The organism is Caminibacter sp. (genome assembly GCF_053999135.1).
Map to the genome: position 1 here is coordinate 1 of NZ_JBMXVQ010000014.1, position 14302 is coordinate 14302.

Below are 14302 nucleotides of genomic sequence, written 5' to 3' on the forward strand. Positions count from 1 at the left end.
TTAAAAACGTTTTTGTTACAAACGGATTTGAAAGCGTTTATGAAATAGAAGATATGAAAAACTGGGTTGATGCCTGTAATGTTGATTTAAAAAGCTTTAAACCCGAATATTATAAAAAAGTCTTAAAAGGAAAACTTGAAGATGTTTTAGATACCATTCAAAGACTGCATAACGTTGGAATTTGGCAGGAAATTACGACTCTTATAGTACCCGGAGATAACGACAGTGAAGAAGAATTAACTCAAATAGCAGAATTTATAGCCGGAGTTAGAAAAGAGATTCCATGGCATATTACAAGATTCCATCCCGATTATAAAGTAACGGATAAACCCCCAACTCCTATGGAAACAATGCTAAAAGCATACGAAATAGGAAAAAAAGCCGGGTTAAAATATGTTTATTTAGGAAACGTAGCAACTCCTGTAGTTACGAAATGCCCTAAATGCGGAGAAGATTTAATAATAAGAAGCATTTACAGAGTAGAAAAAAATATTTTAAAAATAGAAGAAGACGGCACAGGCCGCTGCCCTAAATGCGGCGAAATTATAGAAGGAGTATGGAAATGAGAAAAGCAGTGGTAAAAGAATGGTACGGAGGCAGTTGTGAAGCCGTTGAAAACTATATAGCCCATTTTAATAAAATAATTGACGAAAACGTGGATGTTCAAAAAGCCGCGGAAATTTTTTCTTTAAAACCAAAAGCTATTATCGTTCCTCACGCAGGATGGGTGTATAGTGGATTTACGGCAAATTTTGCATACAGAATTGCCTCAAACACAAAACCAAAAAGAGTAGTGGTTATAGGACCGAGTCACAGGTTTCCATTTAAAGGAATTTCAACTACTTTAGAAGATGTTTATGAAACACCATGCGGTTTTTTGCCGATAGACACTAAATTTGCAACCGAATTAATGGAAAAATTCGGTGTCCAAAATTTAGAAATGGTACACCAGGAACACTCTACAGAAGTTCAGATGCCTTTTATTTATCATTATTTTGGAGAAATTCCGGTAGTAGAGCTTGTATATGGGGATTATGAGCCCGAAAAATTAAAAGATATAATCGAATATGCTATTGAAGAAGGTTCTTTAGTGGTGATTTCCACAGATTTAAGCCACTATTACGATTTAAAAACGGCAAACGCTTTGGATTATAACTGTCTTGAAGCGGTGCAAAATCTTGATTTGACATATCTTGAAAAATGCGAAGCATGCGGAAAAATCGGCGTAGCCGGAATGATTATAGCCGCTAGGGAAATGGGGCTTACTCCGTTTATAGTAGATTACAGAACCAGTGCCGACGTAAGCGGAGATGAGTCAAACGTAGTAGGATATATGAGCGCCGTTTTTATATAATCAAATTTTATGATATAATTACAACTACTCCAAAGCGGGAGGTGTCATATGCCAAGAGGGAAATTCAGACTTAAGAGAAAAAGAAGAAGAGTTTTATACTCTAAATAATTTTTTTCTCTTTTTTTCTCCCTTTGGAAAAATAAAGGTTTTAAATTATGATTTCTTTTAAAAATTCTTCATTTATAGTACCGATTGATTACAAAATATCTTCAATAGTAAAACTTCTTGAAAATTTTAATATTCCTATAACAGACATAGAAAAACAGGACTCTTACATAATAAAAACAGACATTTCCACTCTTCCAAACGAAAAAGAGGTACTAAAAATAATGCAAAGAGCACTAAACGGGGATATTCCTGTTTTTTGCAAACTTTATCATCTCTCCCTTGAAGGGTTAAAACTAAGAGAGATAAATTTAACCAGAGCCCTGCTGAAATACCAAAAACAGCTGCTTTTTGAATTTGAAGAAGCCGCTATTATAGAAACTTTTATAAAACATCCAAAACTAACAGCTCTTATTATAAAATATTTTAAAGACAAATTTTCAAAAAAAGATTTATCAAAAGAAGCGGTTATTGAAGAAAAATTAAAAGAGATAACCGATTCTAAAGAACATAAAATTTTTGATTTTTTATATATTGTAGTAAAAAATATCGTCAGAACCAACTATTTCTTAAATAAAGAAACCATATCTTTTAAAATACACACCCAAAACTTTAAAAACATTCTGTTTGGAATTCAGCCTAATATAGAGATGTTTGTATATCATAATGATTTTAACGGCATTCATTTAAGAATGAGCAAAATAAGCAGAGGCGGTATAAGATATTCAAACAGGGACGATTTCAGGGAAGAAATTAAAGATTTAATGAAAACCCAGGCTATAAAAAACGCTTTTATTATTCCTGACGGGGCAAAAGGCGGATTTATAATTTCAAAAGAAAGCCCCGACATCAAACATTATTATTCTCTTTTTATAGATGCTCTTTTAGATTTAATAGATATCCCCGATGTTGATATAGTAAAATACGACGATAAAGACTTCTACTTCGTAGTGGCCGCCGATAAGGGAACCGCCCTTTTAAGCGATACGGCAAATGAAATAGCGATAAAACGGGGATATTTTTTAAAAGACGCGTTTGCCAGCGGGGGTAAAAACGGATATTCTCATAAAGAGCTCGGTATTACGGCCAAAGGGGCTATTAAAAGCGCTTACAGGTTTTTTCTTGAGAAAAACAAAAATATATACAAAGATAAACTAAGCGTAGTCGGTGTGGGAAGCATGAGAGGGGACGTATTCGGAAACGGAATGCTTATTAATAAAAATTTCCTTTTAATAGCGGCAATAAGTCATAATGAAATTTTTATAGACCCTAACCCGGACCCTAAAACAGCTTATGAAGAAAGAAAAAGACTGTTTGAAAATTCACTTAACTGGGCATATTACGATAAAAATAAAATAAGCAAAGGCGGGGGTGTATTTAAAAGAAGCGATAAAAAAATAAAACTCTCACCCGAAATTAAAAAACTTATTCAAACGTCTAAAAATTATCTCTCAGGAGAAGAGTTGGCCAAAGAACTTTTAAAACTTCCCGTAGATATGCTCTATTTTGGAGGAATAGGAACATATATAAAAGCAAGCGACGAATTAAACATTCATATAAGCGATAAACAAAACGAAAATATAAGAGTAAATGCAAATGAAATCAAAGCTTTTTGCATATGTGAGGGGGCAAATCTCGCTTTAACGATGAAAGGAAGATATGAATACGCCCTAAACGGAGGAAAAATCAACCTTGACGCAATAGACAACAGTGCGGGAGTTAATATAAGCGATTACGAAGTAAACATGAAAATAATTTTAAATACCCTTGTTGATAATAAAAAAATTACAGAAAAAGAAAAAATTAAAACATTAAAAGAACTTACAGACGACGTAATACAAAAAGTTCTTGAAAATAATTACGCCCATTCGCTTATCATAACCCTTGATTCAAAAAACGTATATAAAGAAAAACTTATTAAAATATTGGAAATTTTGGAAAAAACGGATTATTTTAAAAGATACTACTATAACCTGCCTAAAAATTCAGAAATAGAAACAATTTATAAAGATTCAGAACTTATAAGACCCGTAGCGGCGGTTATAATGCTTTACTCAAAAATTTTCTTAAAAAAATACATTCTTCAAAATCTACATGAAGATGAGTTTTTTAATAAATTCCTTTACGAATATTTTCCAAAAAAATTTTTAATCTACAACGTGGATACTCATCCTCTTAAACAGGAAATAATAGCAACTCAAATAACAAACGAAATCATTAATACTCTTGGAATAGGTTTCTTAGCCGATTTTCACCAAAAATCGTTTAAATATAAAATTATCGCATCTTTAATTGTGCAGGAACTTATAGAATCAAAAAAACTGTTTGAAGAAATAAAAGAGTTAGATTTTAAGATACCGGCAAACAAACAGTACGAACTCTTAAGCGATATCCAGGAAACAATTAAATTCGCAACAAGATGGCTGGTTAAATCCATAGAAAACTCAAATATAAATCCGTTTGTATTTTTAGTGTATAAATCCGAACTTAATGAAATAATAGAAAAAATAGACCTAAATAATTACAAAAAACTAAAAACATATTTCAAATTTTTACCCGCCATTTTACATCTGAGACATAAAAATTACTCTTTAAAAACCATTTTCAAACTTTTTAAAATTATAATCTCAAAATTTAAAATTAATATGCTGTTAAAAGAAATAAATTCTTTCAAACCTACAACAAAACTTCAAAAATCCTTAAAAGAAGAAGCTGAAGAAATGATAGAATATTTTGTAATAAATCTCGCAAAAGAAATTTTGTATTCAAAACATTTCAATGAAGAAAACATAATAAAATCGTTTAATAATTTTATCAAACAAAAGGAAGAAAAATATGAAGATATTATTAACGAAATAAAAAGACCTAAAAAAGACCTTTTAGAAATACTTCATATTTCAAATTCCCTTATACTCCAGCTTTTAAAGTGATTTGATTATTCTACTAGCAAGGGCCATATCAATATCGCCTCTTTGTTTTAGCCTTTTCATAATTTCGCCCATATTTTTACCGCCTATTTCGTCGATTATTTCTTTAATGATTTTAGTCGTTTCCTCTTCGCTAAGCATTTTAGGAAGAAAACTTTCATAAATTTCAAGTTCTTTTTTAGCCTCTTCCATTCCCGCTTCAATTGATTCTTTTGCCATTTTTGCAAGTTTTTTAGCAGCTTCTTGAATATGTTTTTCGGTTACTTCCTCACCTTTTTCTTTTGCGATTTTTTGAGCGGTATCTACCAACATCATTAAAGCGTTCGCTTTTGTTTTATCCTCTTTTTTGGCTTTCATCATCATTTTTTTAAGTTCAAGTATTGTCATTTTACCTCCTTTGTTTATTTTCCGACACAAAAACTGCCAAACATTTTATCAAGCATTTCATCATATTCAAAAGGTTTTGTAATTTCGCTTATGGCCTTTATGGCATCTTGAATCTGATAACTGAAAAGCTCCAGTTCGCCGGTAGATAAAAATTCCCTTGCTTCTTTTATTGCATTTAGTGCTTTCTCAACAGCAGATATCTGACGGGTTGATATTAAAATATGCTCATCCTCTCCACTGTAACTGTCAAGCAGTTCCTCAAGGGCTTTTATTAAAGGTTTTATATCGCTTTTAGCCGATATTTTTACTATTTTAAAATCTTTAAACTTATCAAGGTCTATTTTTATACCTTTATCGATTTTATTAATCGCCACTATAACGTCTTTATCTGCGTTTTTAATCAGCTCTAATATCTCTTCGTCTTCTTGGGTAAATTCGTTTGCGTCAAAAACTGCAATCACGATATCGGCTTCTTCCACGGCTTTTTTGCTTCTTTCAACCCCGATTTTTTCTATTTCATCCTTAGCAGCCCTGATACCCGCCGTATCTATTATTCTTATAAGATGAGAGCCTATTTGAATATCCTCTTCTATAGTATCTCTTGTAGTCCCGGCAATATCACTGACAATAGCTCTTTGTCTGTTTAAGAGAGCGTTTAAAATAGAACTTTTTCCTACATTGGGTTTTCCGACAATAGCGACTTTATATCCGCTAAGCATCCCCTCTCTTCTTTTTGAAACTTCAAGCGTATGGGATAAAACCTCTTCTACGGCATTTAATTTTTTTTCTATATCCCCCCCTAAACTCTCGGGTAAATCCTCTTCCGCATAATCGATAAAAACCTCGCTGTAAGCCATAATTTCTATAAGCTTTTCTCTAATCTCTTCAACAAATTTAGCCAAATCACCTTCAAGCTGACGGGAAAGAAGCTTAGCCCCTTCGCGCGAACGTGTCTCTATAAGTTTGGCAATCGCCTCAGCCTGGGATGCGTCTATTTTTCCGTTTAAAAACGCTCGTTTGCTAAACTCTCCCGGAAGTGCCAACCTTACGTCGTGCTTTAATATCTCATCTAAAATCATACGGCTGACCACAACACCGCCGTGACATTGAAACTCGACAATATCTTCGCCCGTAAAAGAGTGAGGCGCTTTAAAATATATTACTATTGCAATATCGATAAGTTCGTTATTGAAATCATAAATTTTGCAAAGTTTCGCTACTCTTGGAGGAAAATTGTCTTTTTTGGTTAATTTTTTTGCTATTTCAAAAGCCCTCTCTCCGCTCACTCTGACTATCGAAATAGCACCGACACCGTTAGGCGTCGCTATTGCCGCTATTGTCTCCATGTCTATCTCCGATTACAACGTATTTTTCACCGTTTTTTTCTCTAAGTGCAACATATTTCTGCGGAAACTCCTCCCTTAAAATCTCAAGGGCTAAAAACGCCAAAATTCCGTCAAAGGGTTTTGTTTTTCCGTATCCTCTCTGTTTTATTTTTTCTATAAAAGGAGCTAAAAACGTTCTTAACATCTTTTCCTGATTTTTTAAAAATTCGGCAATTTCAAGCCTTACCTTAAAACCGTACTTTTGGTTTATCCAGTGATAAAGCATATGGTTTAAAGCGTTATATCTATACCCTTCTTTTCCTATTAAAAGAGCGGCGTCTTTACCGTCTATTTTAATAAACAGGGTTTCTTCATCAAATTTGGAAACCTCAAAACTGTCCACATCAAAACAGCTTTTTTCAAAAAGCTTTTTAATACCTTCTTTAATTTCAGGAATAACGTCGTCTATATCTCTTTGAATGTGCTCATCCACTTCTATAATAGCAGGTTTGGAAAAAAGCCCGAAAATTCCTTTTGTGGGATGTTGAATAATTTTTGCGTTAATATCTTTTACAGAACAGTTTAATCTTTTTGCCGCTTCTAAATAAGCCTCGTCAAGGGTTTTAGCTTCTATTCTCATTTTTTGACCTTTGTCAAGGCTTTTTTACTTTCCATAAATTTATTTATAATCCATTGTTGAAGAATGGAAAGAATATTGTTAACCGTCCAATAAAGCACCAAACCTGCAGGGAAAGTAGCCATCATTACCGTAAATATCACAGGCAGGAACTTAAATATTTTCTCCTGCATAGGGTCTTGGAAATTGGTAGGGGTTAGTTTTTGATGGATATACATACTAACACCCATCAGTACCGGTAAAATAAAATAAGGGTCCATTTCGCTTAAGTCTTTAATCCATAGGAAATGAGCCCCTTTAAGTTCTATAGAATATAATAAAAGTTTGTAAATTCCGTAAAAGATAGGAATTTGAAGTAAAAGAGGCAGACATCCGCCAAGCGGATTAGCCCCATGTTCTTTATAAAGCTTCATCATATGCATCTGAAGTTTTTGAGGGTCTTTTTTGTATCTTTCCTGAATCTCTTTCATTTTAGGTGCAAGTTCTTTTAATTTGTACATACTCACCATTCCCTTGAAAGTAAGAGGGAAAAGCACAAGTCTCACAAGGACAACCAAGAGAATAATAGCCACACCCCAGTTACCTGAGATTTTATACAGATAATCAAGGACTAAAAAGAGGTTTCTTGCAAAAAACGTACCAACACCGTATTGAACGACATCAACAAGTCCCGGGTCTATACTTCTTAACGTATCTACATATTTAGGTCCTATATATCCTATTAAAGAAATATTGTCTGTTGATTCTATAAAAGTAACCGGATTTTTTTCATCATCAGGAACAACCACCGCCTTTACAGGCTTTTTAGAAAAAAGAAGAGTAGTATAGTATCTGTCAAAACCGGCTACGACAATAGCGTTATTAATAGTTTCCGGTTCCGCATCCCCGTCTTCTATAATTTCAAGAGTATCGTCGCTTTTTTTAATAACAACCCCATGGATAGTCAGCTGGTCTATAGCAGCCGCCGGTCTGTATCCCTGGGAAATAAAATAATCGGCAGGTTTTGAGAGTTCTACTTTTACACCGTATCTGCCGCTAGGATAAAAAGTTATAATTTTTTTAAGAACAAGTTCTTTAAGATTTTGAGTTATTACAAGCTCTTTTTTTTCACCGTTTAAAACAATTTTTTTAGCACTCACCTCAACAGGAATGCTAAAAGCTTTTTTATTTAAATTCTCATTTTTAAATCTTACCTCTAAAGGTTTTGGCAGTTTAGGAGAAATAAGTTCTAAATGTTTTCCGTCTGTATTAAATTTGTTCTGTTTTAAAATATAACTGCTGATTCTTCCTAAAGAATCTATTTTTATTTCATAATTCTTAGCCTCTATAACAGCAACTGTCTTCGCCTCAAAAGACTTTTCATTTTTTGAAACAGATGTGTTTTCAGACTCCCTTTTTACTTTTACAGGGGCTTTATTGCTTATCTTTTCTGTTTTAGAAGCCGCCTCCATTTGAGGCTGCAATACGAAATAATCATATGCAAAGAAAAATATAAAAGATATGACAGTGGCTATTATAATTCTTCTTAAGTTATCTTGTCCGTTCATTCTCCGCCTTTATCACTATAAATTTGTCGTTTTTTGGAATTAACCAATATTTTATTTCAATTTTTTTTCCGTAACACGGATTTATTTTTTTAGATATCACAGGATAATCTATTCCTCCCCTAAAAAGCTGGTTACATTTTAAAATTCTCAAAACACTTTTTATAAACGCTTTAAAAAAATTTTCGTTTTCAAATTCCCACAGGGCATAACAGCTGCATGTAGGGTAATACCTGCAATTACTCCCTAGTGCCGGACTTATAAAATATTTATAAAATTTAACGAATTTTATCGCAAATTTTTTTAAAATCATTTTGCAAGTCTTCGAATTTTACCTGCGATATATCCTGTTTAGGAATAACGATAAAACTTCCCTCTTTTAAAAAATCTCTTGAGAGGTGTTTTATTCTTCTTTTTATTTTATTCCTTATTACAGCTTTTTTAGAAATTTTTTTAGATACAACCGCAGCTATTTTAAGTTCTTCTGAAGGAAGGAAAAAAAAGGTAAAAAATTTACTATAAACCTTTTTTCCTTTCTTATAAAGATATTTTATTTCATTCGAGCTTAAACCGCTAATCTTTTTCTACCTTTAGCTCTTCTTCTTTTAAGCACTTTTCTACCGTTTTTAGTTTTAAGTCTTGCTCTAAATCCGTGAGTTCTTTTTCTTCTTATCTTGCTTGGCTGATAAGTTCTTTTCATTTATGTCTCCTTTAAAATTTTAGACGGAATTTTAGCAAAAAAATCAGTATAATCCTAATTTGCCGTCTTTTCTTCTGTAAATAACTCTTTTTTCTCCGCTTAAGTCTCTAAACACCATAAAATAAAGCCCCGAGTTTTTGAACTCTTCAATAGCTTCTTCAACACTTACAGGTTTTTCTATATCAAGAGGCATTTCAACTATTTCATCCTGAGTCTCTTCAACTATAAGCTCTTCTATTCTGTCTTTTTTATGATGGTCTATTTTTCTGTCATGATATCTTCTTAAAAGTTTTTCAAGTTTATCCTTAGCCTTATCCAAAGCCGTATACATATCTTTATCTCTGTAATGGACTACAGCTGTTCCTTTTTCAGGAATATTCATAATTATCTCAACGGTAAAAAAATCTCTTTTGTCTTTTTCAACTGCAACTACCGAGTGTATAATTCCAAGATTATATTTTTCCACTTCTTCGACCACTTTTGTAATATGGTCTTTCATAGCGTCTGTCAACGCGACTCCCCTTCCAACTATTGTAACATTCATAGGACTCCTTTAACTAAAATTAAACACTTCAATTATATACTATATATCAAGGTTTTTGAAGAGTAAGAGAGGTTTTTCTTAAATGAAAATGAGAATTTAGGCACTTAACCTCCGTAAAAACAAAAACAGAAAGATTACTTTCTCCAGTTTTTACAAAAATACCATCCTTATTTAACTCGTTTAAAAAAGTTTTTAAAATAATGTTTATTTCAAATCCGTCATACTCAAATTTAATTTTTTTAACAACTCCTTTTTCGTAATTATGATTTTTTAAAATAAAAACCGCATAATCGTTTGCCGTTTTAAGAAGTAAATCGGCTTTTTGATTTAATAAAAAATAAGAGGAAAAATAGTTTGAAGTTCCTTTAAAAAACAGGCTAAGTCCTCCAAGACTCCCTATAACGGTCAAAAAAACCACCGCATAGAAAAGAAAAAAAGATTTTCTCAAAACACGGCTTTTTTTCTGCAAACGGTTTTATCTAACACCTTTTTACACATATTAAAAACAATTACTCCGTTTTTAACATAAAAATCAAAAAAACTCAGATTATGAATAAGAAGCGTTTTATTTCCGTCTTTAAACTTCTCCCCAAGCCATGGATAATAATTGAAATAAAAACTTAAATTACCCTCTTCAAAAACCAAAGCCCATGCCCCGTTTACTAAAAAAAACTTTTCGTATATCCTCTCTTTGCCATGTGTTAAAGCTTCTATTTCCAGTATGTCGTTTTGAGTGATATCGTTAAAAGCAACTTTTTTAATTTTAAATATTTTTATTTCATCAATATCTCCCTCCCCTTTTTTACCGGAAAAAACAATAACTTCGTGATTTTTTTCAAAAATTTCCTTCTCAAGCCCCCAGAATTCCGCTCTTTTTGATGCTATTTCTTTTACACTCTCAAAATCGCTAAAAGGCAAAAAAACCTTGTAAACGCTTCCGTTTTTTTCGGTAAGGTTTAAATCTATAAGACCCGAATATCCAAACGAGGTGTTGTTTATCTCCTCTTTCCACATGCCCCTTTTAACACAGACGTCTTCTTTTAAAAACTCAATCCCCGTATATCCGCTTTTATTAAAATCATCTCCCAATTTTTCAAACTCGATTTCTGAAGAGGTGATTTTTAAAACCGAGGTTGAATTTTTTATACGGTTTTTTAAATTCGCTTCTATTTTCATAAGGGCAAGTTCCATATCGCTCAAAGCCGAGGATATCTCTTTTGAATCAAAATAATCTTTATAAACATCGGTTAAAATTCCAAAAAACACAAAACTCAAAATACCGGCTATAACCATGCTCAAAAGTATTTCGATTAATGTAAACGATTTCAATCTGAGTTTTCTAAACAAACAAAATCTCTCTTTTCAACCAAAACCCTTAAAAAAGAGACTTTACCTGTTTTTACTTCGTCAAATTCATAAGTTTCGTTATTTTCCGGGGAATAAAACGTTTTTTTAGATATGTTCGTCTCTTCATAAAATTTCACAAAAGAATTTAACAAATCGTCATTAAAAACAGGGTCAAAAGCTGTTTTTATATGAAACTGAAGAAAAAAAGGAAAAGAAGTTAACGATATTCCAATAACAAGCATTGAGATAATAAGTTCTAAAAGAGTAAAGCCTTTAGATTTTTTTGGATTTTTCATAGGTTTTTACTATAGAATTTAAAATTTTACCCCTAACACCTTCTTCTTCTAATGTTTTTACACCCTCAGCGGTAGTGCCTTTTGGAGACATAACGCTGTTTTTAATATCGGGAAATGTTTCTTTAAGAGAAGCAAAACTTTTAAAAAGACCTTTTGTGAGTTTTTCGCTGACATCCCTTTTAAGCCCGGTATAAACGCCTCCGTCGCTTATGGCTTCGGCTATAATAGCCAAAAACGCAGGACCGCTTCCGATAATGGCAGTCGCCATATCTATTTCGTCGTCGTTGTTTACCCATACAACTTCACCGATTTTACTTAAAATTTTTTCGCCTATCTCTTTTGCCTCTTCATCTCCGGTAACAGCGGTGGTTGAAGCTTTATATTTAGCGGCGATATTTGGCATAGCCCGAAGATAATATTTTGATTTTATATATTTTTGAAGCTCAAAAAGCGCTTTTCCAGCCAAAATGGAAATCAAAACATCGGCTTCCCCTTTTATTCTCATAGAAACTTCCTGCAGCGCATAAGGCTTTACGGCAAGTATTACGATTTTACCGCTGATATCGTAACCGTCTATAATATAATAAGGACATCCAAACTCTTTTGAAAAATTTTTTAATTTTTCCTCATCTCTTCCAACCACCTCAAATTCCACATCCCCTTTTAAACCTTCGGCTATAGCCCTTGCCATAGCCCCGTAACCTATAATGCTAATTTTCATTTTTAGCCTTTACAAAATTTTTTAAAGGTTCGGCAAGACCGTAAGGACCTTTATCCAAAATTACCTGTCCCATTACTTTATCATCCATATTAAAAATTAAAGGGGCGGCAAAATTAACGGTGGATTCCAAAAAAGGCTCGTTTAAGGTGACTATGTTTAAAACAAGAAATTTTTTATTTTCGTCAAGTTTTAGTTTTTCGCTCTCTTCATCGCTTATTTCAAAATCGTAATCTCTAAGGGCAAAAGGGTCAATAAGGGTAAAATTTACGCGTTTACCTTTTAATTTATAAAAAATATCACTTACCTCTTCAAGTTCAAATTCTTTTTCATCTTCAAACCCCAAAACAGGAAGCACAACTTCAAATTTCATTATTATCATCCTTTATTAAAGATAGTTAGCCAAATTATAGCATAAAAAAACTTATAGATAATAAATTAATGACACTAACTAAATACGTTCAACAAGAGAGCAAATTTTTAAACATTTCATAAAAGCTAAAAAGTGCAAACCGCTACGCTTTAAGTGCATTTTTTAACGCTTTTATTACATTAAAATTTGCAATCGTTTCACTTTATTTAGTCAGTACCAAATTAATTTATTGTATAATTGCAACAAAAAAGGATTTTGTGTGAGAGAATATAATCCTAAAGAGTTTGAAAAATCGACTTATGAGAGATGGGAAAAAAATAAATTTTTTGAAGTTGACTATTCAAAACCTAAAAACTTCTGTATTATGATGCCCCCACCAAACGTTACGGGAAGCCTTCATATCGGACACGCTTTAACTTTTACCCTTCAAGATATTATGGTCAGATATAAAAGGATGGACGGATACGCCACCCTTTGGCAACCGGGGACCGACCACGCAGGGATAGCCACCCAAAACGTAGTGGAAAAACAGATTTTAGCCGAAGGCAAAACAAAAGAGGAAATAGGAAGAGAAGAATTCTTAAAAAGAGTATGGGAGTGGAAAGAATTCAGTGGCGGTACTATCACAAAACAGCTAAGACGCCTTGGAGCCTCTCCTGCTTGGAGTAGAGAGAGATTTACCATGGATGAAGGGCTTCAAAGGGCTGTAAGGGTAGCTTTTAAAAAACTGTATGACGAAGGCTACATCGTAAAAGGCGACTATATGGTAAACTGGTGTCCAAAAGACGGGGCACTGAGCGATATCGAAGTTGAATACGAAACACATGAAGGAGAACTTGTTTATATTAAATATCCAATTGTTGAGAGCAACGAATATATCGTAGTGGCAACCACTAGACCCGAAACATATTTCGGCGATACGGCCGTTATGGTAAATCCGTTGGACACAAGATACAAACACCTCATCGGTAAAAAAGTCCGCCTGCCGCTAATTAACAGGGAAATTCCTATTATTGCCGACGAATATGTTGATATGGAGTTTGGTACGGGTGCTGTTAAAGTAACCCCGGCTCACGACCCAAACGACTATGAAGTCGGAAAAAGACATAATTTAGAACTTATAAAAGTATTTGACGAAAAAGGGATTTTAAACGAACAAGCCGGTGAATTTGCCGGACTTGACAGACTAAAAGCCAGACCAAAAATTGTAGAAAAACTAGAAAGTGAAGGATTTATAGAAAAAAGAGAAAAACATATCCATCAGGTAGGTCACTGTTACAGATGTAAAAGCGTAATCGAACCTTATGTTTCAACCCAGTGGTTTTTGAAAAAAGAAGTGGCAAAAGACGCTATTGAAGCGGTAAATAAAGGTGAGACAAAATTCCATCCTCCTCAATGGAAAAACAACTACGACGCATGGATGAGAGAGCTAAGGGATTGGTGCATATCACGTCAGCTTTGGTGGGGACATCAGATTCCTGTATATTACTGCGACGAATGCGGTTATGAATGGGTAAGCGTGGATGAGCCAAACGAGTGCCCAAAATGTCATTCTAAAAATTTCCACCAAGACCCGGATGTTCTTGATACGTGGTTTAGTTCAGCTCTTTGGCCGTTTTCTACTCTTGGATGGGAAAACGGCGAATGGGGCAAAGGTATTAAATGGATGCCAGAAGACCTTGAAAGATTTTATCCAAACAACCTTTTAATAACAGGATTTGATATTCTGTTTTTCTGGGTAGCCAGAATGCTTATGATGGGCAAACATTTTTTAAAAGAAGTGCCGTTTAGGGATGTTTATCTTCACGCATTAGTTCGCGACGAACACGGACAAAAAATGAGCAAAAGCAAAGGTAATGTAATAGACCCGCTTGAGATTATAGAAAAATATTCGGCCGACGCTTTAAGATTTACACTGGCGATACTTGCGGTTCAGGGAAGAGACATTAAGCTTAGCGAAGCAAAAATAATCGAAAGCAGAAACTTTACCAATAAACTTTACAACGCTGCTAGATTTTTATCGATGCATCAGGAAAGTTTTAAGG

17 protein-coding genes are annotated in these 14302 nt (G+C 33.5%); 4 read left to right on the forward strand and 13 right to left on the reverse strand.

Features of this window, described 5'->3' with window-relative positions; genetic code table 11:
• The 3 genes from ACXJH6_RS00600 to ACXJH6_RS00610 all read left to right on the forward strand — a co-directional run.
• A partial coding sequence (locus ACXJH6_RS00600) for a radical SAM protein (RefSeq protein WP_456469824.1) occupies positions 1 to 566 on the forward strand: 566 nt, incomplete at its 5' end.
• Positions 563 to 1354 carry an AmmeMemoRadiSam system protein B gene (amrB, locus tag ACXJH6_RS00605; RefSeq protein WP_456469825.1) on the forward strand — a complete coding sequence of 264 codons (792 nt, stop codon included), beginning with the start codon at positions 563 to 565 and terminating at the stop codon, positions 1352 to 1354. The genes ACXJH6_RS00600 and amrB, both read left to right, overlap by 4 nt.
• A 155-nt stretch (positions 1355 to 1509) precedes the next feature.
• Positions 1510 to 4389 carry an NAD-glutamate dehydrogenase domain-containing protein gene (locus ACXJH6_RS00610; protein WP_456469826.1) on the forward strand — a complete coding sequence of 960 codons (2880 nt, stop codon included), beginning with the start codon at positions 1510 to 1512 and terminating at the stop codon, positions 4387 to 4389.
• Here ACXJH6_RS00610 and ACXJH6_RS00615 read toward each other — a convergent pair.
• Genes ACXJH6_RS00615 through fliW form a run of 13 tightly spaced genes read right to left on the reverse strand, consistent with a single transcriptional unit; the run spans position 4381 to position 12257 of the window.
• On the reverse strand, positions 4381 to 4773 hold the full coding sequence (locus ACXJH6_RS00615; protein WP_456469827.1) for a GatB/YqeY domain-containing protein: 393 nt from the start codon (positions 4771 to 4773) through the stop codon (positions 4381 to 4383). The two genes, ACXJH6_RS00610 and ACXJH6_RS00615, sit on opposite strands and share 9 nt — an antisense overlap.
• 14 nt (positions 4774 to 4787) lie before the next feature.
• Positions 4788 to 6119 (reverse strand): tRNA uridine-5-carboxymethylaminomethyl(34) synthesis GTPase MnmE, encoded by a 1332-nt coding sequence (gene mnmE, locus ACXJH6_RS00620; protein ID WP_456469828.1) that lies wholly within the window; start codon positions 6117 to 6119, stop codon positions 4788 to 4790.
• Positions 6088 to 6738 (reverse strand): Jag N-terminal domain-containing protein, encoded by a 651-nt coding sequence (locus tag ACXJH6_RS00625; RefSeq protein ID WP_456469829.1) that lies wholly within the window; start codon positions 6736 to 6738, stop codon positions 6088 to 6090. The genes mnmE and ACXJH6_RS00625 overlap by 32 nt, the downstream gene beginning before the upstream one ends.
• Positions 6735 to 8282 carry a membrane protein insertase YidC gene (gene yidC / locus ACXJH6_RS00630; RefSeq protein WP_456469830.1) on the reverse strand — a complete coding sequence of 516 codons (1548 nt, stop codon included), beginning with the start codon at positions 8280 to 8282 and terminating at the stop codon, positions 6735 to 6737. The genes ACXJH6_RS00625 and yidC overlap by 4 nt, the downstream gene beginning before the upstream one ends.
• Positions 8266 to 8592, reverse strand: a complete 327-nt coding sequence (yidD, locus tag ACXJH6_RS00635) for a membrane protein insertion efficiency factor YidD (protein WP_456469831.1) — start codon at positions 8590 to 8592, stop codon at positions 8266 to 8268. Before yidD ends, yidC begins: the two co-directional genes overlap by 17 nt.
• Positions 8558 to 8857 carry a ribonuclease P protein component gene (gene rnpA / locus ACXJH6_RS00640; protein ID WP_456469839.1) on the reverse strand — a complete coding sequence of 100 codons (300 nt, stop codon included), beginning with the start codon at positions 8855 to 8857 and terminating at the stop codon, positions 8558 to 8560. The genes yidD and rnpA overlap by 35 nt, the downstream gene beginning before the upstream one ends.
• Positions 8845 to 8979: a 50S ribosomal protein L34 gene (gene rpmH, locus ACXJH6_RS00645; RefSeq protein ID WP_007472994.1), complete on the reverse strand. Its 135-nt coding sequence runs from the start codon at positions 8977 to 8979 to the stop codon at positions 8845 to 8847. The genes rnpA and rpmH overlap by 13 nt, the downstream gene beginning before the upstream one ends.
• Before the next feature lie 43 nt (positions 8980 to 9022).
• Positions 9023 to 9523, reverse strand: a complete 501-nt coding sequence (hpf, locus tag ACXJH6_RS00650) for a ribosome hibernation-promoting factor, HPF/YfiA family (RefSeq protein WP_456469832.1) — start codon at positions 9521 to 9523, stop codon at positions 9023 to 9025.
• Positions 9524 to 9569: 46 nt separating this feature from the next.
• On the reverse strand, positions 9570 to 9971 hold the full coding sequence (locus ACXJH6_RS00655) for a hypothetical protein (protein ID WP_456469833.1): 402 nt from the start codon (positions 9969 to 9971) through the stop codon (positions 9570 to 9572).
• Positions 9968 to 10870 carry a type II secretion system protein gene (locus ACXJH6_RS00660; protein WP_456469834.1) on the reverse strand — a complete coding sequence of 301 codons (903 nt, stop codon included), beginning with the start codon at positions 10868 to 10870 and terminating at the stop codon, positions 9968 to 9970. The genes ACXJH6_RS00655 and ACXJH6_RS00660 overlap by 4 nt, the downstream gene beginning before the upstream one ends.
• Positions 10849 to 11166, reverse strand: coding sequence for a type II secretion system protein (locus ACXJH6_RS00665; protein WP_456469835.1), 318 nt, complete (start codon positions 11164 to 11166; stop codon positions 10849 to 10851). Before ACXJH6_RS00665 ends, ACXJH6_RS00660 begins: the two co-directional genes overlap by 22 nt.
• Positions 11144 to 11887 carry a pyrroline-5-carboxylate reductase gene (proC, locus tag ACXJH6_RS00670; protein ID WP_456469836.1) on the reverse strand — a complete coding sequence of 248 codons (744 nt, stop codon included), beginning with the start codon at positions 11885 to 11887 and terminating at the stop codon, positions 11144 to 11146. Before proC ends, ACXJH6_RS00665 begins: the two co-directional genes overlap by 23 nt.
• Positions 11877 to 12257, reverse strand: a complete 381-nt coding sequence (fliW, locus tag ACXJH6_RS00675; RefSeq protein ID WP_456469837.1) for a flagellar assembly protein FliW — start codon at positions 12255 to 12257, stop codon at positions 11877 to 11879. Before fliW ends, proC begins: the two co-directional genes overlap by 11 nt.
• 259 nt (positions 12258 to 12516) lie before the next feature.
• On the opposite strand from fliW, the gene ACXJH6_RS00680 reads away from it, so the two are divergent.
• The coding region (locus ACXJH6_RS00680; RefSeq protein WP_456469838.1) for a valine--tRNA ligase at positions 12517 to 14302 on the forward strand (1786 nt) is incomplete at its 3' end.